At 58.1% G+C, this 25,641-nt stretch carries 22 protein-coding genes and 1 tRNA gene; 16 read left to right on the top strand and 7 right to left on the bottom strand.

The genetic code is table 11. The annotated features are described in order from the left end of the window. The first annotated feature begins 8 nt into the window (after positions 1-8). From SIC14_RS17245 to SIC14_RS17210, 8 genes are read left to right on the top strand one after another with little or no spacing between them, the layout of a single operon-like run. On the top strand, positions 9-902 hold the full coding sequence (locus SIC14_RS17245; RefSeq protein WP_412563143.1) for a carbohydrate ABC transporter permease: 894 nt from the start codon (positions 9-11) through the stop codon (positions 900-902). Between the two features lie 5 nt (positions 903-907). Further along, the gene (locus SIC14_RS17240; protein WP_412563142.1) at positions 908-1,771 is read left to right on the top strand and encodes a carbohydrate ABC transporter permease; all 864 of its coding nucleotides are present in this window, start codon (positions 908-910) and stop codon (positions 1,769-1,771) included. A gap of 5 nt (positions 1,772-1,776) precedes the next feature. Continuing rightward, a complete protein-coding gene (locus SIC14_RS17235; RefSeq protein WP_412563141.1) occupies positions 1,777-2,865 on the top strand; it encodes an ABC transporter ATP-binding protein in 1,089 nt (362 codons plus the stop codon). 1 nt (position 2,866) lies between these two features. After that, positions 2,867-3,976, top strand: a complete 1,110-nt coding sequence (locus SIC14_RS17230; protein ID WP_412563140.1) for a mandelate racemase/muconate lactonizing enzyme family protein — start codon at positions 2,867-2,869, stop codon at positions 3,974-3,976. Further along, positions 3,976-4,305, top strand: coding sequence for an L-rhamnose mutarotase (locus SIC14_RS17225; protein WP_412563139.1), 330 nt, complete (start codon positions 3,976-3,978; stop codon positions 4,303-4,305). The genes SIC14_RS17230 and SIC14_RS17225 overlap by 1 nt, the downstream gene beginning before the upstream one ends. A 1-nt stretch (position 4,306) precedes the next feature. Further along, positions 4,307-5,068, top strand: coding sequence for an SDR family oxidoreductase (locus SIC14_RS17220; RefSeq protein ID WP_412563138.1), 762 nt, complete (start codon positions 4,307-4,309; stop codon positions 5,066-5,068). Positions 5,069-5,087: 19 nt separating this feature from the next. Continuing rightward, entirely contained in the window at positions 5,088-5,930 is an 843-nt protein-coding gene (locus SIC14_RS17215; RefSeq protein ID WP_412563137.1) for a fumarylacetoacetate hydrolase family protein, read from the top strand. Continuing rightward, positions 5,930-7,219, top strand: a complete 1,290-nt coding sequence (locus tag SIC14_RS17210) for an L-fuconate dehydratase (protein WP_412563136.1) — start codon at positions 5,930-5,932, stop codon at positions 7,217-7,219. The genes SIC14_RS17215 and SIC14_RS17210 overlap by 1 nt, the downstream gene beginning before the upstream one ends. A gap of 46 nt (positions 7,220-7,265) precedes the next feature. On the opposite strand, the gene SIC14_RS17205 is transcribed toward SIC14_RS17210, so the two are convergent. Further along, positions 7,266-7,991 carry a hypothetical protein gene (locus SIC14_RS17205; RefSeq protein ID WP_412563135.1) on the bottom strand — a complete coding sequence of 242 codons (726 nt, stop codon included), beginning with the start codon at positions 7,989-7,991 and terminating at the stop codon, positions 7,266-7,268. Continuing rightward, complete coding sequence (locus tag SIC14_RS17200; protein ID WP_412563134.1) at positions 7,981-8,907, bottom strand: haloalkane dehalogenase; 927 nt, start codon at positions 8,905-8,907, stop codon at positions 7,981-7,983. The genes SIC14_RS17205 and SIC14_RS17200 overlap by 11 nt, the downstream gene beginning before the upstream one ends. A gap of 95 nt (positions 8,908-9,002) precedes the next feature. On the opposite strand from SIC14_RS17200, the gene SIC14_RS17195 reads away from it, so the two are divergent. Further along, a complete protein-coding gene (locus tag SIC14_RS17195) occupies positions 9,003-9,851 on the top strand; it encodes a LysR family transcriptional regulator (protein ID WP_412563133.1) in 849 nt (282 codons plus the stop codon). A 92-nt stretch (positions 9,852-9,943) separates the two neighbouring features. Here SIC14_RS17195 and SIC14_RS17190 read toward each other — a convergent pair whose 3' ends face one another. The 4 genes from SIC14_RS17190 to SIC14_RS17175 all read right to left on the bottom strand — a co-directional run bounded on the left by SIC14_RS17190 (position 9,944) and on the right by SIC14_RS17175 (position 18,573). After that, positions 9,944-11,896 carry a right-handed parallel beta-helix repeat-containing protein gene (locus SIC14_RS17190; RefSeq protein ID WP_412563132.1) on the bottom strand — a complete coding sequence of 651 codons (1,953 nt, stop codon included), beginning with the start codon at positions 11,894-11,896 and terminating at the stop codon, positions 9,944-9,946. Beyond that, positions 11,893-13,947 (bottom strand): hypothetical protein, encoded by a 2,055-nt coding sequence (locus SIC14_RS17185; RefSeq protein WP_412563131.1) that lies wholly within the window; start codon positions 13,945-13,947, stop codon positions 11,893-11,895. The genes SIC14_RS17190 and SIC14_RS17185 overlap by 4 nt, the downstream gene beginning before the upstream one ends. A 3-nt stretch (positions 13,948-13,950) precedes the next feature. After that, positions 13,951-16,971 (bottom strand): WG repeat-containing protein, encoded by a 3,021-nt coding sequence (locus tag SIC14_RS17180; RefSeq protein WP_412563130.1) that lies wholly within the window; start codon positions 16,969-16,971, stop codon positions 13,951-13,953. A gap of 813 nt (positions 16,972-17,784) precedes the next feature. Next, positions 17,785-18,573 carry a hypothetical protein gene (locus SIC14_RS17175; protein ID WP_412563129.1) on the bottom strand — a complete coding sequence of 263 codons (789 nt, stop codon included), beginning with the start codon at positions 18,571-18,573 and terminating at the stop codon, positions 17,785-17,787. Here SIC14_RS17175 and SIC14_RS17170 point away from each other — a divergent pair. Beyond that, positions 18,551-19,672: a hypothetical protein gene (locus tag SIC14_RS17170; RefSeq protein WP_412563128.1), complete on the top strand. Its 1,122-nt coding sequence runs from the start codon at positions 18,551-18,553 to the stop codon at positions 19,670-19,672. The genes SIC14_RS17175 and SIC14_RS17170 overlap by 23 nt on opposite strands. Before the next feature lie 597 nt (positions 19,673-20,269). Here the strand turns inward: SIC14_RS17170 and SIC14_RS17165 are convergent. Beyond that, positions 20,270-20,359: transfer RNA gene (locus tag SIC14_RS17165), tRNA-Ser, on the bottom strand. Positions 20,360-20,648: 289 nt separating this feature from the next. Between SIC14_RS17165 and SIC14_RS17160 the strand changes: the two genes are divergently transcribed. The 6 genes from SIC14_RS17160 (at position 20,649) to proB (ending at position 25,620) form a co-directional block, all read left to right on the top strand. After that, on the top strand, positions 20,649-21,479 hold the full coding sequence (locus SIC14_RS17160) for a DUF2059 domain-containing protein (RefSeq protein ID WP_412563127.1): 831 nt from the start codon (positions 20,649-20,651) through the stop codon (positions 21,477-21,479). A gap of 234 nt (positions 21,480-21,713) precedes the next feature. Next, a complete protein-coding gene (locus SIC14_RS17155) occupies positions 21,714-22,301 on the top strand; it encodes a 50S ribosomal protein L21 (RefSeq protein WP_412563126.1) in 588 nt (195 codons plus the stop codon). Positions 22,302-22,323: 22 nt separating this feature from the next. After that, the gene (gene rpmA / locus SIC14_RS17150) at positions 22,324-22,593 is read left to right on the top strand and encodes a 50S ribosomal protein L27 (protein ID WP_082626283.1); all 270 of its coding nucleotides are present in this window, start codon (positions 22,324-22,326) and stop codon (positions 22,591-22,593) included. A gap of 265 nt (positions 22,594-22,858) precedes the next feature. After that, positions 22,859-23,413, top strand: a complete 555-nt coding sequence (locus SIC14_RS17145) for a GNAT family N-acetyltransferase (RefSeq protein ID WP_412563125.1) — start codon at positions 22,859-22,861, stop codon at positions 23,411-23,413. Between the two features lie 63 nt (positions 23,414-23,476). Continuing rightward, entirely contained in the window at positions 23,477-24,526 is a 1,050-nt protein-coding gene (gene obgE / locus SIC14_RS17140; RefSeq protein ID WP_412563124.1) for a GTPase ObgE, read from the top strand. Continuing rightward, positions 24,514-25,620 carry a glutamate 5-kinase gene (gene proB / locus SIC14_RS17135; RefSeq protein ID WP_412563123.1) on the top strand — a complete coding sequence of 369 codons (1,107 nt, stop codon included), beginning with the start codon at positions 24,514-24,516 and terminating at the stop codon, positions 25,618-25,620. Before obgE ends, proB begins: the two co-directional genes overlap by 13 nt. Positions 25,621-25,641: the final 21 nt, after the last annotated feature.

Here is a 25,641-nt window from a genome sequence, read left to right as displayed (position 1 = left end):
GGTGCGAAATGACCCGTCGCCGCTTGCCCGAGTGGTTTGTCCTGCTGTTGCCTGCGATCATTGTGATCGCCGCAGTGGTGCTGATCCCACTCCTCTTCTCGCTCTATTCCAGCTTCACCCCTTACAAGCTGACCCGCCCTTCGACCCTGTGGAAATGGGTCGGCAGCTACAACTATGAAAAAATCCTGAGCGACGCGAAGTTCTGGGCCGCCTTTGGCCGCACCGTGTTGTTCCTGACCATTGTGCTGAACCTTGAACTGCTGCTGGGGCTTGGCATTGCCCTGATGATGAACAAGGTGACCTGGGGCCAGCGCACGCTGCGGACGATCCTGATGTTCCCGATGATGTTTTCGCCCATTCTTGTTGGTTTCCAGTTCAAGTTCATCTTTAACGACAACATCGGCCTGGTGAACAACGCCCTGCAATCAATGGGCTTTAACGCTGCATTGCCCTGGCTGGTAGATGGCAAACTGGCGATGTTTTCGATCATGTTTGCCGAAATCTGGATGAGCACCTCGGTTTTTGCGATCCTCATTCTGGCTGGGCTCTTTGCCATGCCGCGTGACCCGCTGGAGGCGGCCAAGGTGGATGGCTGCACGCCGTGGCAGAGCTTCCGTCATATCACGCTGCCGTTCCTGATGCCGTTTATCTACATCGCCATGACCATCCGCAGCCTCGATGTGGCCCGCGCCTATGACATTGTGCAGATCATGACGGGCGGGGGGCCTGCACGGCGCACCGAACTGCTATGGACGCTGATGAGCCGCACCGGGTACGTCGACGCCCGCATGGGGCTGGCCAATGCGATGGGCTATGTCTCGATCCTGCTGTCGATCCTCTTCACCATCTATTTCTTCCGCAAACTCAGTGCCGCACGGGCCGAGCTGGGCATGGCGGAGTAAGGCTTATGGACCGTAATCAAACCCACCGCTCCCGCCGCCGCGCGCTGAAGGCGCTGCATTTTGCCGGTCTGTTCCTGACCATGTTGATCATCTGCACACCGGGCCTTTGGATCGTGCTGAACTCGTTCCGGCCAACGGTCGAGATCATGGCCAAACCGCCCGTCTGGGTGCCAAGCTTCACGCTGGAGCACTACCGCGCCATGTTTGCAGGCGCAGGTGAAGGCGGCGTGCCGGTGTTCAGCTACTTCCGTAATTCGCTGATCGTTTCGGTCACCTCAACTTTCATCGCGATCCTGATCGGCATGTCCGGCGGCTACGCCTTTGCGCGCTACCGGTTCAAAGGCAAAAACGGCTACTTCGTGGGCCTGATGCTGTTCCGCGCGGTGCCCGGCGTGGCCCTGTCGCTGCCGCTGTTCATTGTCTTTGCCAAGGTTGGCATCATCGACACCCATTTCGGGCTGATCCTGGCCTATGTCGCCATGAACGTGCCGTTTACGATCTGGCTGACCGATGGGTTCTTTCGGCAGATCCCGAAGGAACTGCATGAAGCGGCCGAGATTGACGGCTGCACCCGCTGGCAGGCGTTCTGGAAGGTTGAATTTCCGGTGGCCCGCTCTGGCGTCGCCTCGGCAGGCATCTTTGCCTTCCTCACCTCGTGGAATGAATTTGCCCTGGCCTCGCAGTTGACCCGTTCGGTTGGCAGCAAAACCATGCCGGTTGGCCTGCTCGACTTCACGGCGGAGTTCACCATCAACTGGGGCGGCATGTGTGCGCTTGCGGTCCTGATGATTGTCCCCGCCCTGATCCTCACTTTCATCGTTCAGAAACACTTGATCGCCGGCCTGACCTTCGGCGGCGTCAAAGGATAACGGAAATGACCGAAGTAACCCTTTCCAAAGTCGTGAAAAAATACGGCCAGCATCAGGCTGTGCACGGCATTGACCTTGATATTCAGGACGGCGAGTTTGTTGTGCTGGTTGGCCCTTCGGGCTGTGGCAAGTCGACCACCCTGCGGATGATTGCCGGGCTTGAGGACATCTCGGGCGGTGAGATTGCCATTGGCGGGCGGGTTGTGAATGACCTGCCGCCACGGGAACGCAACATCTCGATGGTGTTCCAGAACTACGCGCTCTACCCGCATATGACGGTGCGCGAAAATCTGGGCTTCAGCCTGAAGATCGCCAAACGGCCTGAGGCCGAGATCTCCAAAGCTGTCGATGAGGCGGCGCTGATCCTGGGGCTAGATGAGTTGATGGAGCGCAAACCGGCCGCCCTGTCTGGCGGTCAACGTCAGCGGGTGGCGATGGGGCGTGCCATTGTGCGCCATCCCGATGTCTTCCTGTTTGATGAGCCGCTGTCCAATTTGGACGCCAAGCTGCGCACCCAGATGCGGGTGGAAATCAAGAAACTGCATCAGAAAGTGCAAAGCACCATCATCTATGTGACCCATGATCAGGTTGAGGCGATGACATTGGCGGACCGGATTGTGCTGATGCGCGACGGCCATATCGTGCAGGTTGGCACCCCGTTGGAGCTGTTCAACACGCCGGTGAACACCTTTGTGGCCACCTTCATTGGCTCTCCGCCGATGAACCTTGTGGCAGGTGTGGTACAGGCTGGTACGATCGTGTTGGACGGTGGGCTCACGGTGCCGGTGCCTGCCACTGCCGGGCCGCTTAGCCAAGGCCAGGCGGTGACGTTTGGCTTCCGCGCCGACAACCTGATGCCTGCGGGTCACGCCGTTGAAGAGGAGGGCGCGGTGCATGAGCTGGACCTGCCGGTCACCCTCACGGAGCCTTTGGGCACTGAAACCCTCCTCTTCACAGAACTGGCAGGCACGGAGGTGCAGGCCAAGATGTTCAACCCCCGTCCTGTGCAGCCCGGTGAACAGATGCGGTTCCGTCTGATGCTGGACAAATGCCACGTTTTTGACGCCGCCACTGGCGCGGCTGTGCGGGGCTGACATGGCGCGCATCACACATGTCGAGCTGCGGATGGTGGATCTGGCGCCTAAGGTCGAGCGGGTCGACGCGATCCAGAGCTTTGTCTCGCAAGAGACCCCGGTGCTGACGATTTATGACAGCGACGGGGCTTCGGGAACTGGCTACAGCTACACTATTGGCACCGGCGGCCCTTCGGTTATGGCGCTGTTGCAGCACACGCTGTTGCCGCGCCTGATCGGGCAGGATGGCGACCGGATCGACGGCATCTGGCGCGAATTGCTTTATGCCACCCATGCCACCGCCGTGGGGGCAATCACCTCGCTGGCTTTGGCAGCGATTGACACCGCGCTTTGGGATCTGCGCTGCCGCAAACTGGGGCTGCCGTTGTGGAAACTGGCGGGCGGCAGTCGGGAAAGCATTCCGCTCTACTCGACCGAGGGCGGCTGGCTGCACCTCAGCTCTGAGGCTTTGGTTGAGGATGCGCTGGCGATGCAGGCGCAGGGCTTCAAAGGCTCCAAGATTAAAATCGGGCGGCCCCATATCTCGGAGGATGCGGCCCGTCTGGAGGCCGTGCGCGCTGCCGTGGGGCCGGGCTATGAGATCCTGACTGATGGCAATCAGGGCTTCACCCTGTCCGAAGCAATCCGCCGGGCGCAGATGCTGGAAGACCACGGCATTGGCTGGTTCGAGGAGCCGTTGAAGGCAGATGATGTTGCGGCCCATCGGGAGCTGGCGCGCCGGACCTCGGTGCCAGTTGCGGTGGGGGAAAGCCTCTATTCGCTGAGCCAGTTCAAAGACTATCTGCAGGCCGGCGCAGCCTCAATCGTGCAGGTCGATTTGGCCCGTATTGGTGGCATCACCCCGTGGTTGAAAGTGGCGCATCTGGCCGAAGCCTTCAACGTGATGGTCTGCCCGCATTTCCTGATGGAACTACATCTGCCGCTGGTCTGCGCCGTGCCAAATGCCAAATGGCTGGAATACATCCCGCAGCTCGATAGCATTACTGAACAGGGGATCGAGATCAAAGATGGCAGGGCACATGTCAGCCAGGACCCCGGTCTGGGCATCAAGTGGGACTGGGCGCGTCTGGATGCGCTGGCGGATCCCATAACGATCAAGGAGGTGGTGTAATGCAAAGGATGGGCATGGTGATCGGGATAAAGCCTGACAAAATCGCTGCATACAAACAGCTGCACGCCGCTGTCTGGCCAGATGTTCTGGCGCAGATCCGCAGCAGCAACATTCGCAACTACACCATTTTCCTGCGGGAGCCGGAAAACCTGCTGTTTGGCTATTGGGAATATCACGGCAGCGACTTTGCCGCCGATATGACCAAGATGGCCCAAGATCCCCGCACCCAAGCGTGGTGGCAGCACACCGATCCCTGCCAATCGCCCCTGACCAGCCGCAAGGACGGCGAGCAATGGGCGATGATGGCAGAGGTCTTTCACACGGATTGAGATGATGACTGAAACAAAAAACACACAAGGCCGTCTGGCTGGAAAAACCGCGCTGATCACCGCAGCCGGGCAGGGCATTGGCCGCGCCACCGCAGAGCTGTTTGCCGCAGAGGGCGCAGAGGTGATTGCAAGCGACATCAACGATGCCTTGCTGGGGGAACTGGATACGATTGAAGGCGTCACCGCATTGAAACTGGACGTGACCGACGGCGACGCCGTGGCCGCCGCCGCAGCCGAACTGCCGCCGCTGGACATTTTGTTCAACTGTGCAGGCTATGTCGCAAATGGTTCCATTCTGGAGTGTGAGGAAAAGGACTGGGACTTCAGTTTTGATCTGAACGTTAAGGCGATGTACCGGCTGATCCAGCTGTGCCTGCCGGCGATGCTGGACAATGGCGGCGGCTCGATCATCAACATGTCTTCGGTGGCCTCCTCGATCAAAGGGGTGCCAAACCGCTTTGCCTATTGCGCCTCCAAGGGCGCGGTGATCGGCCTGACCAAAGCGGTGGCGGCCGATTTTGTCACCAAAGGCATTCGCTGCAATGCGATCTGCCCGGGCACCGTTGACAGCCCCTCGATGCATGGCCGCCTCAAGGCCACCGGCAATTATGAACAGGCGCTGAAAGATTTCATCGCCCGCCAACCCATGGGCCGCATTGGCACAGCCGAAGAAATCGCCGCTTTGGCGCTTTACCTCGGCTCTGATGACAGCGCCTTCACCACAGGACAGACCCACGCCATCGACGGCGGCTGGTCGGTATAAGACTTAAGGAGAACAAGAGATGAAACTGTTGCGATATGGCGCCCCCGGCGCCGAAAAACCCGGCCTGCTGGATCAGGACGGCGCGCTGCGTGACCTGTCCGGCGTGATTGGCGATGTGGCGGGTGAGGCGCTGAGCGATGAGAGCCTTGCGAAACTGCGGGAACTGGACGCCACCGATTTGCCGCTGGTTGAAGGCGATCCACGCCTCGGGCCTTGCGTCGGGCAGGTGGGCAAGTTCATCTGCATCGGCCTGAACTACGCCGACCACGCCGCAGAAAGCGGCATGGCACTGCCCGAGGAGCCGGTGATTTTCTTCAAGGCCACCTCGGCGATCGGTGGCCCCAATGATGACGTGGAAATCCCCCGCACTTCGGTCAAATCCGACTGGGAGGTGGAACTGGGTGTGGTGATCGGTAAACACACCAAATACGTCAGCAAAGGGGACGCGCTGGACCACGTTGCGGGTTATTGCGTGGTCAACGACCTGTCTGAACGTGACTTTCAGCTGCACCGTTCCGGTCAATGGGTGAAGGGCAAAAGCTGTGACACCTTCGGCCCCATCGGCCCTTGGCTGGTGACCCGTGATGAGGTGGCAAATCCGCAGGATCTGGCGATGTATCTGGAGGTCAACGGCCACCGCTATCAGGACGGCTCGACCCAGACGATGCACTTTGACGTGGCCACCGTGATTTCGCATCTCAGCCAGTTCATGTCACTGCAGCCGGGGGATGTGATCTCGACTGGGACCCCGCCGGGCGTGGGCATGGGTCAAACCCCCGAGACCTACCTGAAACCTGGCGACAAGATCGAGCTGGGCATTGCCGGGCTGGGCGTGCAGTCACAGAACGTGGTGGCGGGCTGATGGTTCAGATCACCGCATTGCACACCCATGATCTGCGCTTCCCAACCTCAGAGTCGCTGGATGGCTCGGATGCGATGAACCCGGATCCGGATTACTCGGCCGCTTATGTGGTGCTGGACACCGATGGGGCGCATCAGGGCCACGGGCTGACCTTCACCATCGGGCGGGGCAATGACATCTGTGTGGCCGCCATCAGGGCGATGGAGCACCTTCTGGTGGGGGTTGACCTGGACTGGATCCGTGAAGACATGGGGCGGTTCTGGCGTCATGTCACCGGCGACAGCCAGCTGCGCTGGATCGGGCCGGACAAGGGCGCAATCCACCTAGCCACCGGGGCGGTGGTTAACGCGGTCTGGGATCTGCTGGCGAAAGAGGCCGGTAAACCGGTCTGGCAGCTGGTGGGCGAAATGAGCCCGGAAGAAATCGTCTCATTGGTGGATTTCCGCTACATGAGCGACGTGTTGACCCGCGAGGAGGCGCTGGAGATCCTGCGTCAGGCAGAACCGGGCAAGGCCGATCGCATCGCCAAGCTGAAGGCCGAGGGCTATCCCTGCTACACCACCTCCGCGGGGTGGCTGGGCTATTCCGACGACAAACTGCGTCGTCTGTGCCGGGAGGCCCGCGACGCAGGATTCACCCACACCAAGTTCAAAGTGGGCCAAAACCTGCAGGATGATATCCGCCGCCTGACCATTGCCCGCGAAGAGCTGGGGGAGGCGATGAACATCATGATCGACGCCAATCAAGTCTGGGAGGTGGATCAGGCCATCGACTGGGTCAAAGCCCTGGCCTTTGCCAGACCGTTGTTCATCGAAGAACCGACCAGCCCCGATGACGTGCTGGGGCACCGTAAAATTCGCGATGGCGTGGCGCCGATCAAAGTGGCCACCGGCGAAATGTGTCAGAACCGCATTCTGTTCAAACAGTTCATTGCCCATGAGGCGATCGACTTTGTGCAGATCGACAGCTGCCGTCTGGGTGGGTTGAACGAGGTGCTGGCGGTGCAGCTGATGGCGGCCAAGTTTGGCCTGCCGGTCTGGCCACATGCCGGGGGCGTGGGCCTGTGTGAATATGTGCAGCATCTGTCGATGATCGACTATGTCGCCATCACCGGTGAAAAAGACGACAAACGGATCGAATTTGTCGACCACCTTCACGAACATTTTGTGGATCCCTGCGTGGTGCAAAACGGCGCTTATATGGCGCCCAGCGCGGCAGGATTTTCCATCGAGATGAAGCCGGACAGCCTGCGGGACTATGAGTTTTCGCCGGCCCTCGCGGCGGAATAAACAGCGAACCCGCCCCAGGCGATTGGCAGGGGCGGGTTCACATCCCTTAGGTGACGAAAAGCGTGTCGATCCGTTTGATCAACGCCTCTTTGGCGCTGTCCAGCAGGGGCGTGCCGTGCGAAGGCAGCAGGTGCCTGAAGGGCAGGGCGCGGATCTGGTCAAAATCGGCAACCTCAGGCGTACAGAACCGCAGCCACTCTGGCCCGATATTGGCAGGGGTAAAGAAACCGGCCGCCCCCATTCGATCTGCCGCGATGGGGCTGAAGAAGGCATCCGGCTGGGTCCAGTTCTGCAGACTGTCGGCAGCAATCAGAATGCCGCCCTCGCGTTCCAGCAGCAACAGACCTTCGGGCAATTTGGAGCTTTCATAAACATGCAGGGAGAGGCCCAGCTGCGGCATGTCCCCCCCTTTGCGGAGGATCCGGTCAGGTCGCAATCCGCCTTTATGTTCCATCCCCGGCAGGGCCCAAAGCGTTGCCCCGTAGCGATCAACATAGAACTGATCGTCCAACCCGTTGCGCGCGCCGAGGTGGTAGCCACCTAGCTGCACAATATTGGTGACCTCTCCCAAAGCTTCCAACTGGCGCAAGCCTGCATCCGACAGCCGGATCGGGCTGATCAGCGTCAGTTTACCGCTGCGACGCAGGATGGTCATGGCCCGGCTGATCTGCATGCCGGGCACCATTTCGACGCTGCCGGTCAGGTGGAACACATCTTGGAAGATCTCTTGGATCTCGCCATGCGGGGTGGCGCTGGGAAACTCATACGGCATGTGACAGATCTCCTTCGATTGGGGCCGGAGCGGCGTTCAGGCCACGATACCATTGCGCCAAAGCAGCACCGATTTCATGGGGGTAGTCTTCTTGCAGGAAATGCAGACCGCTGCCCAGATCCACGGTGGTCAGATTGGGGAAGTTCTCCTTGATCCAGACCACGTCCTTTTGCCGGATCAGCACGCCGGGATCAGCATGGAAGAACAGCTTTGGCAGATCGGTCTCACGCAGCCATTGCGAATAGGCCGCCACCGCCCTTGAGATGTGCGGCGGCTTGCCTTGCACCGGCACGTCCCGCGGAAAGACATAGATCGGTTTGCGGCTTTTGATGGTGGGGAAAGGGGCCAGGTAGGCTTCCATCTCGGCTTTGCTCAGATCACGCTCGATCCAATCGGGCAACATTTGTTTTACAAAACTGTTCATCACCCCCAGCATCAGCCAGCTGGCAAAAGGGGCCCGGATCAGCCGCATCAGAAACTTGTCCGCCTTGGCCATTGTGTCAAAATCGATCTCGCGGTGCATCGCCTCCATAAATACAATGCCCTTGATCCGGTCGCGGTGGGTGTTGGCAAAGTGAAATCCCAGCCCCGACCCCCAATCCTGCGCCACCAGGGTGATATTTTGCAGATCAAGCGCTTCGATGAAGCCTTCCAGATAGGCATAGCTGTCGTCAAACCCATAAGCGATGTCGGGCTTATCGGATTTGCCAAAGCCAATCAGGTCAGGCGCAATGGCGCGGGCTTCTGGCGTGATATGAGGGATGATATTGCGCCAGATATAATTGGAGGCCGGGTTGCCGTGCAAAAACAGCACCGGATCGCCCGTGCCCTCGTCAATGTAGTGAATTTTGCTGCCCTTCACCTCCACAAAGCGCGAAGTGAAAGGGAAATCGGCAGAAATCTCAGCTTGGGTCATTTGCTCTACTCTCTTGTCCGTTGTCCCAGAGCTAACGGTGCCGAGCGTCAATAAAAAGCATAGCTTTTCGCCCGTCTCCGTCACATAATTAGACGATGACAAATCTCGACCATCTCCATGTTGTGCATACGGTTGCGGAAACCGGCAGTTTCCAATTGGCCAGTGAAAAGCTGAACAAAGCCCGTTCGGCGGTGTCCTATTCGGTGAAACAGGTGGAGATGCTCTATCAGGTCGAGATTTTCGACCGCTCCACCTACCGTCCCTCCCTGACCCGCGATGGCAAAGTGCTGCTAGGACAGATCCGGCATCTGCTGGCGCAGGCCCAGCAGTTCGAAGATTTTGTCCGTGACCTGAAGGGAGATGTGGAAACCGAACTGCGCATCGGCGTCAGCAGCAACTTTCCGATCCCCCGTCTGGCAGACCTGTTGCAGACGTTAAAATCCGAGTTTCCCACAACCACCCTGCATCTGGAGGTCGAGACCGCCTCAGGCGAGCGCCAGCTGATGGAAGAAAAGGTGGATATTGCGATCTTTGCCGCCCCCAGTCGCAGCCCCTTTATCGACTACCGCGAAATCACCCAGATGCGCTTTCCGCTGGTGGTGGCTCCGGAACTGCTGGACCAGCCTGCGTCGGAAATGAACAAAGAAGATCTGGCGCGCCACCCGCAAGTCGTCGTGAAATCCACTGATGAGAAATCGCCGGATGTCGGCTTGCTGCAGCAGGCGCCCAAGTGGTTTGTCACCGATATGTCGACGAAAAAAGCGCTGATCCTCGCAGGGCTTGGCTGGGGCCGGTTGCCGGACCACATGGTGGCAGCAGACATCGCTCGCGGCGCGCTGGTGGACCTGGAGGTGATGGGCGACGTGACGCTACCGATCTGCCTGACCAAACGGGCCGGGTTCAACCTGGGCGTGGTCGGGCAACGGATCTGGTCCCATTTCTGAACCCGTTTCGGTGATGATCCAGTCTGAAACTGGATATGAGTTTTGGCACTTCCTGTGAATGCCTTCAAAACGCGAAAACCACTGCGCTCCGTTTACTGTCGTTTGATATCGCCCTCGACGTTTCCGGAAATCTCGTTCCCGCCATCCGGCGCAAAAACCACACCCGAGACCAAGATACCGGCCCCTTGGTTGTTGCTTACAGCGTTATTCGCGAAGCCGCCGATTTGAGTGCCCTGATGAAGTTCTATCCCATGGCTTTGGTTGTTGGACACCACGGCATCGTTTATCTGCGCGATCACACTGCCTGAGAGCACAATCCCAGATTTGCCTGATGCACTGACTTGCGTGTTGTCGAGGATGACGTTGATTTCTTTGCCAACCGCGACAATCCCAGCTTCGCCGCTTCCGAGCACCTTTGTCTCCTTCGCGGTTAGAGTTGCGCCGTCTCCCAGTACCACGCCAGGACCACTTGATGTTTTGAACTGTACCCTTTCCAGTTTAACCGGGACCGGCGCGTAGACCGCCAGATGAGTGGCGCTGCCGTGATGGGCTTCGTCTTGCAAAACCAGCCCGGCTGAGTTTGCTACGGTGTCCTCTCCAACGACCGCTACTGCGATCCGATTGCAGTTGTGAAACTGGTTCCCACGAAGGCCAACGCCCCGTTCCGGAAAGGTCAGGCTGTTCAGCAACAGGCAGGCTTGTGCCACCTCGTCAATCTTGTTGTCACTTAGATGGATGGAGTCTGCATGCTGGCCCTCGAACCAAATTCCATGCGCGCCAATGTTCGAGAGTGTGTTGGCCTCTATGTGTGCATAGTTACCACCCGAATGATGAAGACCCACCCGCACATCCGAGATCGTGTTGTTCGACACCAAAACCTTGCCCACATCCTTGAGCCGCAGGGCATTGGACGCGCTGTTGGAAAAACGGCTGCCTTCGATTTTGATTTCAGTGGTCGGTGGGGTGTTCTCGACGGACAGGATGGATTTCGCTGTATCGCTGGCCGTGATGTCGGCCACAGTCAGTTGACCTGTAAAATCTGTCGCCTTAATACCGTGATCGCCCCCTGACAGGGTCGTTGTTTTTACCGATAGCGCCCCGCTACCTGTGGCCGCGATGCCGACGGCCCCAGTTGCCGACGTGACTGTGGCGCCGAGCACAGACATTGTTCCATCGTTCAGATCGACACCTATGCCATTCTCCGGCACCCGGATTGCGACGTTCCGCAGGCTACCGCCGTTGGCCGTCCAATGCAGGACTGTGCCGCTGTCAGCGGTGAGGACTACGTCGCCAAGTTGGCCAAACCCCTCCAATTTCACCTGTTTGCTGGCCTGTGCGGCACCGCTATAGGTGCCTGGCATGATCTCGATCGTGCTTCCCTTAGGTGCTGCGTCTAAGGCTGACGCGAGCGTTTTGAAATCTGCGCTCTCGTCCGGACCAAGCCGTAGCGGGACAGCCCTGCGAGAGACGGTGCCAAAATAGTTGGGCAGATCAAGGTAGTAGGCAGCCTTCTGTGGTTCGAAATAGATCGAGGCTGGCAGATCGGGGAAGGCAATCCGCAGGCCCTGCGAAGTCCCCGTTCCGACGTGGGCGTCACCCGATGTGTCGATCCAGTCGGCAACCAAACGGCCATCACGATTTCGTACCGTTACGACGCCGAATTCACCGGCAAACCGGCCGGTAAAACCGGGCAGGGCGGCGCGGGTCATCAGGATCGGCGCGGGTTCGCCGGAAAACTGCATCGCGACCTGTCCCGATTTCGAAGGCAGAAAGGTAAAGCGTTGCAAGGTCCCATCCACATCGAACACACCGCGCAGGGCCGGGCCGTCCTGTTCGCCGTAAACCGGGTAGCGGGCGGCGGCGATGAGCGCGTCACCGGCAAATCCATCCCCATCAGGCCAAAGGGTGAGTTGCACGGCAAAGTCAAAATCAGGCGCGGTGGTGTAGATCCCTGCGACCTGTTCGCTAAAAGACTGCGCCGTCGCAGCGCCCGTCAACGCGATCCAAAGGGCAGCAGCCCAGCGCAATAGTAATGAATGCGTCAATATCGGTACTCCTGCTGCATATCGCGCAGCTCTTTCAGCGCGCTGTCATCGTAGAGTGTGAAGGGGGCGTTTGTGAGGTCGGGCCAGTTGTCAATTCGGTCGACGCTTGGTGATGGCAATTCGTTCAGGTTTTGGGACAAACGCACTTCGACACTCTTAAGCCCAAGATCATCAAGCCATCTTCGAATCATTGATCGAATTGTTTCCGGAGAGTTTGCTTGACCAACAATATGAAGCGGCGAGCCTGCTTGAACTTTGGTGTTTGGGCCAGCATCGGGACAGGGCCATTCCGCGCGAACCTCATCCGGGATTGCCGCAAGCCGGCCGTTGTACCAGGTGCCATAGGGGATCAGGTCGAAAGCCGGATCTCTACGATCAATATGCGTCCAGTTGTAATGCAATGCGTACCAGTTTCCCTTACAAGACTGCCGATATGCAAGGTATTCCGAGGTGTCCTTCGGAGGAGTGCCGCGAATGTAACAAGCGGTTCGGTGCGCTTCTCTTCGGCGATCAATTTCATCGCTGCGTGCGCGGCCGCATTGCCGGGCAGCCTCGTAGCCTGGGCCGCGAACTTCGTGAGTGACGAGTACAAACAGCTCGAGTTCCAATTCCTTTTGTTTATCTATCTGCCCATCGATCTCTAACCACGCCAGCTCGTTGAATCTGAGTGTGGCGGTATTGTGTTCTTCCTTCTGCGCCGCCCGCTCTTTCTCTTGCCGTGCCAGGTCGAAAGGCGACGTCACCCTTGGCGTTTCAACGCGGGGGGCGGTTTCCTTGTCTCGGCGGGCTTGGATGGGCCCTGCGCCTTCGGCATCCATCGTTCTGGCGTCCGTGGCTGCCCCCGCTTGGCTGCGTATTTCCGAAACCGCACCGGATTGAGAAGATGCCCGGAGCGGGGATTGTTTCTTGGCTTCGCGCATTGGCGCGGCCTGTGGCTGATCCCCTGTCGGATCACCCTGCAGCGCTTCGGGCGCGAGCGCCGGTGATAGTTGGGACTTCAACCTATCCCGCGCCTTGTCGGCCTGATCTGCTTCCAGTGCTTCTTCTGTTACCGGGGTTGCGTCGGTTTCCGCGCTCGGATCGATACCGTATTCCCGTCTCAAGAAGTCATTCTTACGCAATTCGTTGATTTTGTCCTGACGTTTCAATGCGCGGAACGTATGGGCGTACTGTTCGTTTGACATCCCGATGTCATAGTTCAGAGCCTCTTTCTCCGCGGTTGTGACCGCGTCGCGGAGCGCGTCTTTCGCCGCCCAAAAAGCCGCCACGTCGGGATCGCCGTCGCCCCAAGTGCCTTGGACACCGATTTCATCATCAAGCGCATCAAGGTCCCGCAGCAGACCATCGAATAAGGAGGACGCCTTTCGCATCGAATGGTCGTGCAAACCGGTCAGGCTGGCCTCGACCTGCTGAACCCGCGCGACTGTTTCTTCCAAGCGAGAGATATAGCGATGTGCGGTCTTTCCCCCTTTCCACAACCCAAGGGCCGGACCTTTGCTGGTCAAACGAGCGATGACCGAAACCAGCGTGTTGCGCATCACGTCGATGTCGTTGATTTTGTCCAGCAGGTCCGTGGTCAGCTTGTCGACAACTGCGTCACTCATTTCTGCGTCCAGCGCCTCCAACTCGGCGATGCGTTGGTCCAACTCGTTCTCGATCGGTTTTGCACCGCTGGCTTCTGCGGCAGCTTCGGCTTTAGCGACATCTTTCGGAATGTTGATCTTCCAAGGTGCGAGGGTCACCTCAACCTTGGCGCGCGCCTTGAACGGGAAGTGACTTGCGTCACCTTTTGATTTGAATTCGACCGAAACCAGCTTCGTGGAGATCGGGCGCCCGTCCATTTCGCTGCCAACTGCGGTGGCTGCTGACTTGACATAGACATTGGGGTGCTCCCTCAAATGGGCTTCAGCGTTATCGCTGGTTCTAAACCCATGTGTCCAAGGACCATAAACCGTTACCGTGACTTGCTCGGTCACTGGTGTCTGTGGCGTGGTTTGAGAACTGGCAGCGGTGGCAAAAAGGCCCCAGGCCAACAGGATCAGAAATCGCATTGGTCAGTCTGTTCCCTCTGTGCTGATCGATAGCCCCGGCAGACTTGGCGCTTCGAGTTTTGGCGCGGCAGTTTCTTCGGGCACGGCCGTGTCGATTTCGGTTTCTGTGGTCAGGTCTAATCCCGGAAGGGCGGGAGCGGGTTTTGCAGGTTCGGTTTCCTCGGACACAATAATTGCGACCGGTTTCTCTGGGGTCACCGCTTTTGGGGCAGGTGTTGTTACCACGGGGGCGTTGGCCCACAACCGCGCTGCTTCTCTGGCAGCGATGCCCTCTGGGTCTCCCGCCAGTATGGCTTGCACCATATCTGGCCGATGAAAGCGCGGCATTGCCTCGATCACAGGACGCGCGGTCACGCCGTCCACGGCTGACAGGGATTGCATGCCCCGCAACGTGCCGTCGAAGAAGCCAAGTTCGGTAGCAATCGCCCAATCGTCCTCTTTGAAGAACGCAAGGGTGGCAAGCCTTTCGCCCGATTGCGTATCCAGAAAGGACAAGAGGCCACTTGACGAAGACAACATGACGACACCAGCGGGCTTTGACACTATTGCATGAAGTACCTCGCTCAGCCCTGCCTTTTCCAAAGTCGAGACGACGGTTTCGTTTCTTTCGCGGCTGGCAAATTTTGCGGCCGCGCGCGGCGCCAACTCTGTGGTTTGCATTGTTGCCGGATCGATCCGAAGCCCTGGCCCGTCATAGAACTCATAGTAAGCCTGCCCGTCGGTGCCGGAAAAGAGATAGCCGTGGGGTTCATATTCCACCGTTGGCAGCGCGCTTGCAGGGATTGGGCGCGCAGGTTTGCCTGTGGCAAGGTCAAACACTGCGATGTGGCCTGCGCCGGTCAGATGGAACACCTTGTGGCCTGCGATTGTTGCGGAGGCTCCAAAAACGGGCAAATCCATTTCCGCCCCGAACGGCGCTGAAATGGCCGCTCCATCCAGATCAATTGATACGATCGGAAACCCTTCGCTGCCAATCGCTACCAAGTGATCACGTTGGCCTAGGAAGGTCAGGGTGTCGACCGAGGAAAGCTGCCCGAGGGTCAAAGCTGTGCTGCCTTCGATTTCTCCGCCAAACAGCCCGTAGTGAGTGACTTGCGAGAGATCTGACATGCCATAGAGGGAGAATGAGCTGGCTTCTCCAACCAGAACCCTGCTTTGATCTGGTGAAATCGCAAGGTCAAAGACCGCGTAATAGCTGTCAGGCAGGTCTGCGTTCTGCCATGTGCCGTTCTGAAAAGTATATAACGTGCGCGGTTTCCCTGATCCCGTCGAATTGGTCACAACAGCACCCGTGGGGCCGGCCGCAATCGCAGCCTGGTGGATCATCGGGGCGTCGCCGTATCCGGTTTCAGTGATCGCATTTTCAAACATTGCACCGGCCAATCGCTCAGGGGACGCACCGTCGCCAGACCATCGGTAGAGTGCCGCCCGGTCGTCCAGGGCCAGGATGTTCTTGCCGTCCTGTGCCGCGCCAAGGGCGCGCGCGCTCAGGTCAGCGTGGCCAACTTGTTTGCCGCTCTTAAGGTTCCATAGCCAGGATTTTTCACCATCGCTTGCGGCCAATAATTTGGCGTCGCCCGAAACAGCCAGGTGGATCAGCGGTCGAAGGCTGGGCCGTAGGCGCAGCAATTGGCGCGTGCCTGATGTCGACCATAGGGACAGGTGTCCGGTGACTTCACCCACTGCGATGATGTCGCCCTGCCCAACGAAACGTGCCTGAACCGCGCCTGGGGCGAGGAGCCGCCCTAGCGCCATTTTCGTCTGTGTATCCCAAAGAGCAATTTCACCGCGCCAACTGGGCTCTTCGCCTTCGGTTTCATCCAAGATTGTCGCCATAACCCGTGCATCGTCCGAAAGAATGATGGATTGCACGTTGAAGAAATCTTGTCGGAAATACTTGTGCGGCGCGGAAATTTGAACCCTGCCACGTGTTTGATCGGTTGCCAGACTTAGCAGATTGGGGTCGAAATCGAGCGTTTCGGTCTCTGAGGTCGCATCAAAAGCGATGACCCCCCATTTGCCGTTCAGCTTGACTGGCGCAATGCCCTTTGCGTGTCGCCAGAAGTCTTCGAAAATCGGCTCGGCGGCGTAGGTCCCATCTGGCAGGATAAACCCACGCTTGTCCCCCACCTGCACTCCGGCAATGCCGTCAGAAAAACTGTAGGCCTGATCAAATAGAGCCTCGATTTCAATCGTTTCGCTTGGGTTCAAATACCCCCATTTCCCAGAAGCGAACTTTATCGGCAGCCGGTTTTCTGTGTAGTCCCGCATCCCGGCGAACTGAGCGGAAAAGACTTCCGAGATTTGATTGTCCCGGACCGAAAACAACCCCCACTTTCCGTTAACGCGCGCCGCCGCAAGTTCGTTCGATGGCATGACGCGTCGGGCGGTTTCAAAGCGAGGCTCACCGGTTTTTCTGAGCCATCTGCAGGTGATGAAGCCAAAACCATCATCTGTGCTGTACCTGACCATTCCCGCCGTCGGGCCAAATACCCGCATTGACCCTTTTGAAGTTACGAAGGGCTCATCGAAGCTTCGTGCGACACTGGGGCGACCATCATAGACAAAAGCTCGGTCACCGATCTGACCGGCGATGCAATGCCCTTCGTTGCCGCTCAATTTATCGATGGGCAAAGGGCCGTAGACTTCGCGGCCTTTGCGGTCAAGCACGGTCCAGACATTGTTCAATTTGGCGGGGATGCGATCTGCCCACTGACCGATGTCCTGATAGATTGGCGGGATGATCTCTTGGCCATCGATATCGATGATGCCCCAGCTGCCGCCGATCTTCACGGCGATGTGCCCATCGCTCGCTCGGCCAAGAGCATCATAGCTGGGCGGTACACGCCAAGTGCCATCGGCGCCCATTAACCCCCATTCCTTGCCGGAAAGTAACGGCACGACGCCATCGAAAGCAGATCCAGCAGCGTCGTATTGTGGTTCAACGGTCCAGCGATATCCGGTTTGTGCGACGGATAGGTCGGCAATTGCAAAGACCACGAACCCGGCAAAGATACGGGTCAACAGATTGAAACACTTTCTTGTCAACAACTTCGATCTCCCTCGTCTTGCCCGCAATCTCAACATCCAAATACGGCGCAAATTCCAGGTGAAGGTAGTCCACACGACAAAGGTGACAGGTTTGTATGAAGTTCTGTCAGGCCAGTTCCGCGATGGGCATTACATCTCCCCAGAATTGAATTCGATACTTGTGGTCTGTCTGTTTCCGCCGAAGACGGACCAAACGGCGGGCAAACACAAAGTCTAGTTACCACAGTGAAACCTTAACAAGCGCCAAAAATCATTCAACACTAAGATAAGGCAGTTGAGATTTCAGGCCGCGCCATGCGAGGAGTTCTACATGTCAATTCGAACGAGCGTCTGCTCAAAGCAGGATGCCCGGCGTCCAACCTGATCCGCATCCGCAAGGGGGCACAGAAGCGGCAGACCATGTTAAAGATGTTGCTTAGCGGTGCCCGCAACGTCGAGCCAAGCGATCAAATTTCAATGGCTTAAGCAATGCCCGGTGTGTCACAGAACGGGCCATGTTTTTTCTTCATTGAGAAATGATGTTTCGAGTCAAAAGCCTATGCTGGAATTGTGGGAACTTCGTGCCATAAACATCCGTGTTAGTGGCTTTGACAATGGTTTGATCCAACACGGCACGGATGGCTTGTGCTCGAATTTGAGTTGCGAAGTCCTTGGGGGCAGGATCATATTCCAGTTGTTTCTGAAGAATACCAGGCGCGTCTCAGTCATTGTTTTCGAGTTGGCTGCCACGAAGCTTTTGGCACCAGAGATTACGCTGCTCGCAGGCCTCACGAGCTAATGTTCTTGTTAAAGAACTGCTCCGATATGCCAGGGCACATTCTCGTGGTCCCCGAGGCCCTGCGCTTCGCTTTTGGTTTGCCTGCCAGACGCCGTCGCGATTATGGCTGCCAGGATCTCTTCGCCCTTTTGTGCCAACGCGGTGCCTTTGGAAAGAATGTCACCGCACCCAAGATCCATATCGTCGTGCATTTTTGAAAAGAGCAAATCGTTGCTGGCGATTTTAAGGGTTGGCGCTGGCTTGGAGCCAAAGGTTGATCCACGGCCGGTGGTAAACAGGATTAACTGGGCACCCGCAGCAATTTGACCGGTGACCGAAACCGGGTCAAAGCCGGGCGAGTCCATAAAAACGAGCCCCTTCTTTTGGGGCTTTTCACCGTAGTGCACCACATCGGACAGTTGGGCTGTTCCTGACTTGGCAACCGCTCCCAAGCTTTTCTCGAAAATTGTTGTGAGCCCCCCAGCTTTGTTGCCAGGGGATGGGTTGTTGTTGAGCGCTGCACCGTGCTGGGCGGCATATTTCTCCCACCACTCTATTCGTTCGCGCAATTTATCTGCGACCGCAACAGACGATGCTCGGGTGAGCAGTAGCTGTTCTGCGCCATAGATCTCAGGGGTTTCGGACAGCAGGCTGGTGCCCCTCATCGACACAAGCAGATCGGAGGCATATCCCAAGGCTGGGTTGGCAGTGATGCAGGAAAACCCATCAGAGGCGCCACATTGCAGGCCGATGGTCAATTCCGAAATGGGGCAGTTTTCGCGCACAACCGCGTTGGTGGCTGGTAGGATCTCTTGCACTTTTGCCGCAACGGATGTCGTTGTCACCAATGCAACGGTCGACAGCTTCAGTGGATCTGGCGCCAGCTATCAGGTCGGGATCACAACGACAGGGGCAGGGGATGTTACCATTTCTGTGCCCGCAGAGGTGTCGCAGGATGGCGCGGGTAATCTGAACAACGCCTCCAATGTTTTGTCATTGGTCAATGCCACAGTGGAGGACACGGAAGAAGCGATTGCACAATTCCTTCTAACCCGTGCCCGCCAATTGATGGCGCATCAACCGGATGTGGTTGGCTTCCTGCGTGGCGGCCCAGCCGGTGGGTCACTGTCTGTCACCCGTCAGGTCAGCGGGACCAATCTGTCTTTTGACAGCCGGATGGACGGCGATGTCTGGTCCAAACTTACGGCTTCGGTAACCGAAACTGACACCAGCAGATCTGACTACGTCTTTGGTGTGGTCGGCAGTCACCGCAAGATTAACGAGGATTTTCTGATCGGCGGCATGCTGCAGTTTGACCGCGTCAACCAGGTTGACGGCGCACTGAAAACCAGCGGCACCGGCTGGCTGGCCGGGCCTTACTTCGCGATGAAGGTCAATGATCAGCCGCTTTATGTAGATGGGCGTTTGTTGGCCGGCAAATCAAGCAACACGGTGAGCCCCTTCGGCACCTATGAAGATGAGTTTGAGACTTCGCGTTTGCTTGCCCAAGTGAACGTGACCGGAGAACTGCATCACGCGCAGATCACATGGCTGCCTGTTCTTGGCGTGTCTTATCTGAAGGACAGTCAGGAGGCCTATGTCGATGGCCTTGGAAATAGCATTGCAGCAAGCACATTGGAGATGACCGAAATCTCGCTGGGTCTGCACTTCGAAAAGGCGCTGCCGCGTGCCCGTGGAACGCTGGAATTGACGGGCGGCTTCGGGCTTCGCAAAGCCTCAACCCGCAACTCGGGCGGTGTGTCAACCGACAGCGACAGCCTGCGTGGGCGGATCGATCTGGGACTAGCGCAACACAATGGGCGCGGCGGCAGCTTTGATATCTCGGGCTTCATTGACGGCCTAGGGCGCAACTCCCAGACGCTAGGGTTAGAAGTTGGTGTCGGCTTGCAGTTTTAAGGCAGAATAATTTGCGTCAGGCCGCTGTTTGCACGGCCTGACGAAACAGCTTGGTGATTTGTTCCTGCGGAGAAAAACCGGATTGTTTTTGCTGTTGCTCAGCCTTGTTTTGCCGGGCAAGAGGATGGCAATGCCGGTATCCTGCTTCCCCTGAACTATGTCTTCCAATTGGTCAAAACACTCTGTTTTGGCGAACTTCCCCTAATGGATTTCGGTGGTCCTCGGGGCACCGTGGCCTATGTCATCGAACAAGGCATTGCGCTGCAACTTGATGAGTGGGCGCTGATCGCGTTCAGCGGGGCGCAAGTCTCTCACTAAGCGTGTCTTTACCAATGTGTGGATGGTGCATGGTCTTACTTTTATGACATGCCGGTGAAATCGATTTTGCGAATGCGTCTTTGAACACCGACGGCTCTAGTTGAAGGCGCTAGGGTGGCCGTAACAACCGTGCCTGTTTCAGAAATGGCAAGCTCCGGGAACAGCGCATCTTCCCCGCATAAACCCATTTTAAGTGCTGCAGAGATCTACCGCTATTTCTGAACCCGTTTCGGCGATGATCTAGACGCAAAAAAGCCCGCCGATCAGGCGGGCTTTTTATGGCGGAGAGACAGGGATTCGAACCCTGGGTGGGCTTGCACCCACAACGGTTTTCGAGACCGCCCCGTTCGACCACTCCGGCACCTCTCCGCGGGGGTCGTGGGGGCGATTTAAAGAAACCTGCAGGGGGTGGCAAGGGCGATTTGCAAGAATTGTGAAAGTTTTTCTGCAACGCCTGCGGCGGTTTGGCGGCAAGCCGCTTGAAACCTTGAGAAAAGCGCTCAAATCAACAGGGATTCAAGACGTTATAAGTCATGATAGGCTGCGACGCTTGAGGCGGGTGCATGGCTTGAGTTAGGTTCCTCACAGATGCGGGCCACGCCCGGGCCTTGGCCCGCTGACGCAGATCCGGAAGAAAGGGTATATTTTGCGCCACCATATGAATGCTGCCAAAACACTTGCAGGCTGGGGGTTTGCGCTTGTGGTCACGGCCACAACTGCCTTTGCTGCGCCGAAACCTGCCGAAGTGGATGCGCTGTTTGAAGCCCTTGGTATGGAAGCCATGTTTGAGGTCCTGCGTGAAGAGGGGCTTTCTTATGGCGACGATCTGGCGGATCAGATGCTGCCCGGCGGCACCGGTCCCAGCTGGCAGGCGGTGGTGGCGCGGCTGCATGATCCCGAAAGCCTGGAAGAGCTGGTCCGCGCCGGTTTTGACGAGAGCATCGGTGATGTGGAACTGGCGCCGCTGATTGCCTTCTTCGGCAGTGAGACCGGGCAGCGCATCATCGAAATGGAGCTGGCCGCGCGCCGTGCCTTTATGGATGAGGACACCGAAGAGGCCGCCCGCGACCTGTTTCGCGAAACCCAGGAACCCTATGACGCCCATCTGACCGCGATCCAGCGATTCATTGAGGTGAATGAGCTGATTGATATGAACGTCGTTGGCGCCCTCAATGCCAACTACATGTTTATGCGGGGGCTGATGCAGGGCGGCGCTGTGGAGATGAGCGAGGAGGAGGTGCTGTCCGATGTCTGGGGACAGGAGGGCACCACCCGTATGGACACCCATGAATGGGTCTACTCCTTCCTGATGCTGGCCTATGAGCCGCTTTCGACCGAAGAGGTCCAGGCCTATGTCACCCTGTCAGAGACACCGGAAGGGGCGGCGTTGAACCGGGCGCTGTTTGCCGGCTTTGACCGGATGTATGGCACCATCTCTTTGTCTTTGGGGCTGGCGCTGGCGCGACAGATGCAGGGCGAGTCACTGTGACCCGCTAAGTTGAGGGGCGTGGAAGGCGGCGAAAGCCTATAAAATAGGGATGTGGCGGCGATAACGCTTGACTTATCCCTTTGACCCGACAATAAGCGCGGTTCTAGGGCAGGGGGAACTCTGCCCTGTTTTGTTGTAATACAGTCCCGAAAGGGCACGCAGTTCGCGGTGGCGCAAGGCCGGAAACATCTGGAAACAGAGACCTTAGAACGCGGGAAACTGAAGGAAATGCAAATGTTTGCGGTTCTGAAAACCGGCGGCAAGCAGTACAAAGTTCAGGCGGGCGACGTGCTCCGCGTTGAAAAATTGGCTGCCGACGCAGGTGAAACTATCCAATTCAACGAGATTCTGATGCTGGGCGGCGACAACATGGTTGTTGGTGCTCCGCTGGTAGACGACGCGGCTGTTCAGGCCGAAGTTGTTGACCAGATCAAAGGCGAAAAGCTGATCCACTTCGTGAAGCGTCGTCGTAAGCACAGCTCCAAACGCACCAAAGGTCACCGTCAGAAACTGACCCTGATCAAAATCACCGACATCCTGGCCTCGGGCGCAGGCAAGTCGGGCGTGAAAGCTGCCATTGGTTCCGGTTCGGTTGCTGCTGCACCCGCCGCCGCTGCCAAACCCGCCGCCAAAAAAGCCGCAGCTCCGGCCGCCGCCGCTGATGATCTGACCCAGATCACCGGTGTTGGCCCCGCCGCTGCAAAGAAACTGGCCGAAGCCGGTATCACCACCTTCGCACAGCTGGCTGCTGTTGACGTCGACGCCGTTGATGTCAAAGTGAAACCCGAATGGGTTGAGCAAGCCGCTGAGCTGGCGAAATAAGTAGAGTTGAAGGAGACACCTCATGGCACATAAAAAAGCTGGCGGTTCATCCCGTAACGGTCGCGACTCAGCTGGTCGCCGCCTTGGCGTAAAACTCTACGGTGGCCAGGCCGCCATTCCGGGCAACATCATCGTGCGTCAGCGCGGTACCAAGATGTGGCCGGGTGAAGGCGTCGGCATGGGCAAAGATCACACCATCTTTGCAACTGTCGAAGGCAAAGTCACCTTCCACAAAGGCCTGAAGAAACGCACCTTCGTTTCTGTCCTGCCAGTGGCGGAGGCTGCAGAGTAAGCCGATCGGTTTCGCTTTATGCAAAATGGGGGATCGGCGAAAGCCGGTCCCCTTTCTCATTTGCGCTGCCAATTTCAGGCGCAAGTTTTTGCCGATCGGTTCTTTGCAAGAAAGAGTTATGGCGACCCCGCTTGTTTTGAATATGGGGATTGCCATCTGTTTGACACGTCAGGGGGATAATCTGCCCCACCTAGGTTTGAGGAGGCCGGACGGGGAGACCCAAGGATGCCCCGCCTGACGCAAAATTACCGGAGGAGTATTCGCGATGATGCTCGACGTACAGCCGCTGGAGGCGGCAATTGAAACAGAACGGTTTGACCTGCGCCCTTTGCGCAAGTCGGACAAAGGTTTGATTGAGATGAACAGCGCCGATCTGCGGGTCGCGCGCAACACTCGCACCATTCCGCACCCGCTGCCGCCGGGGGCCATCGACGCCTTTGTCGATCGCGCCATCGATGACGAACGCAGCGAGGATCTTTGGGCCATTGATGGCACCAAAGTGGGCGGCTGCGAGGTGATGGGCCTCATCGGGCTGGAACAGATGGACCGCAACCAGAGCCAGATCAGCTTCTGGGTGGCACCGCCGCATTGGAACAACGGGATTGCCTCGGCTGCGGTGGCCGCAATCCTCGAAGCCAACCCGCAACAGGCAGAAACCATGTTTGCCGAAGTGTTTCAGGACAATCCGGCCTCGGCCCGTGTCCTGACCAACTGCGGTTTTGAATATCTGGGGGACGCCGAGACCTTTTCGGTCGCGCGCGGGGCCAATATGGCCACCTGGACCTACCTGAAAAAATTCGACAGCCAGAAACAGGGCTGAGCAGGGGCGGATGTTCGACGCATCATGTTGAACATCCACTGGCCTTTGCGATAGGAGACACATATGAAATTTCTTGATCTCGCAAAGGTCTATATTCGTTCGGGTTCCGGCGGCAATGGCTGTGTCAGCTTTCGCCGTGAGAAATACATCGAATATGGCGGCCCCGATGGTGGCGATGGTGGCACGGGCGGTTCCGTCTGGGCTGAAACCGTGGATGGTTTGAACACGCTGATTGACTTTCGCTATCAGCAGCACTTCTTCGCAGACAACGGTCGGCCGGGCATGGGCAACCAGCGCACCGGTGCCGATGGCGGCGATATTATCCTGAGGGTGCCTGTCGGGACTGAAATCCTTGATGAAGATCAGGAAACTGTGATTGCCGACATGACCGAATTGGGGCAGCGTTTTCTGCTGGCAAAAGGCGGCAACGGCGGCTGGGGCAACCTGCACTTCAAATCCTCCACCAACCAGGCACCGCGGCGGTCAAACCCCGGTCTGGAAGGGGTGGATCGGACGCTTTGGCTGCGACTGAAGCTGATTGCGGATGTGGGCCTGCTGGGCCTGCCCAATGCAGGCAAGTCTACCTTCCTGTCGGCTACCTCGAACGCGCGCCCCAAGGTGGCGGATTATCCCTTCACCACTTTGCACCCGAACCTGGGTGTTGTGGGCGTGGATGGGGCCGAATTTGTGGTCGCGGATATTCCCGGCCTGATCGAAGGCGCCTCGGAAGGCCGTGGTCTGGGCGATCTGTTCCTGGGCCACGTTGAACGCTGCGCCGCGCTTCTGCATCTGGTGGACGGGTCTTCGGGCACATTGCTGGAAGATTACAAAACCATCATTGGCGAGATTGAGGCCTACGGCGAAGGTCTGGCGGATAAGCCTCGTATCACCGTGCTGAACAAGATCGACACGCTGGATGACGAAGAACGCGCCTTCCTCAAGGAAGAGCTGGAGGCCGTTGTTGGCGGGCCTGTGATGCTGATGTCCGGTGTGTCTCAGGAAGGCACCGAAGATGTGCTGCGGGCACTGCGGGCGCAGATCGATGACAACCGGCTGCGGATCAAACAGGAAAAACTGGCCCAAGAGGGTGAGGAAGAGCAGTGGCATCCCTAAAACAGGCGAAGCGGCTGGTCATCAAGATTGGATCAGCGCTTCTGGTTGATCGCAAGACGGGCCAGCTGCGCGCCGATTGGGTGCAGGGACTGGCCGAAGATGTGGCCTGGCTCAAAGGGCAGGGGATCGACGTGGTTCTGGTCTCCTCCGGCTCCATTGCTTTGGGGCGTGGCGTGCTGGGCCTGCCAGCCCGCGATTTGGCGCTGGAGCAATCGCAGGCCGCTGCAGCAGTTGGCCAGATCCGTCTGGCCCGCGCCTATGAAGAGGTGCTGGCGCCCTTTGGCATCACCACCGCGCAGGTTTTGGTGACGCTGGAAGACAGCGCCGACCGCCGCCGTTACCTCAACAGCCGCGCCACCTTGGAACAGCTGGTCAGCCTTGGCGTGGTGCCGATCGTGAATGAAAACGATACCGTCGCCACTGATGAAATCCGCTACGGGGACAATGACCGTCTGGCCGCGCAGGTCGCCGTGACCGTGGGCGCGGATCAGCTGATCTTGCTGTCCGACGTGGACGGCTTCTATTCCGCCAACCCGCAGGTTGATCCCTCGGCCCACCGCTATGACGTGATCGACACCATCACGCCCGAGATCGAGGCGATGGCGGGCGACGGCGTTTCCGGCCTGTCCAAAGGTGGCATGATCACCAAGCTGATGGCGGCAAAAACCGCCACCAAGGCGGGCTGCGCCATGGCGATCACCGAAGGCTCGGTCATCCGACCGTTGCAAGCGTTGGAACAGGGGGCAAATGCCACCTGGTTCACTGCGTTGGTTGACCCGCAGCAGGCGCGCAAACGCTGGATTGCTTCGATGAAGCCCAAAGGCGACATCATGGTGGATGACGGCGCCGCGCATGCGCTGGCCACCGGCAAAAGCCTGCTTCCGGCCGGTGTTTCTCTGGTCTCGGGCGCCTTCGGGCGTGGGGATCCAGTGGCGATCCTGGACAGCAAGGGCCATAAACTGGGCCAAGGGTTGGCGCGCTACACTGCGGCTGAGGCCGGCAAGATCAAAGGCCACCGCTCCGAAGACATTGAAGCATTGCTGGGCTATCCAGGCCGGGCGGCGCTGATCCACCGCGATGATATGGCGCTTTGACGGCGCAGACGTTAGCTTGAA

Origin of the sequence: Thalassobius sp. MITS945101 (assembly GCF_047123305.1) — a bacterium.
Lineage (GTDB): Bacteria > Pseudomonadota > Alphaproteobacteria > Rhodobacterales > Rhodobacteraceae > Thalassobius.
This window is presented reverse-complemented; position numbering and strand designations above follow the sequence as displayed.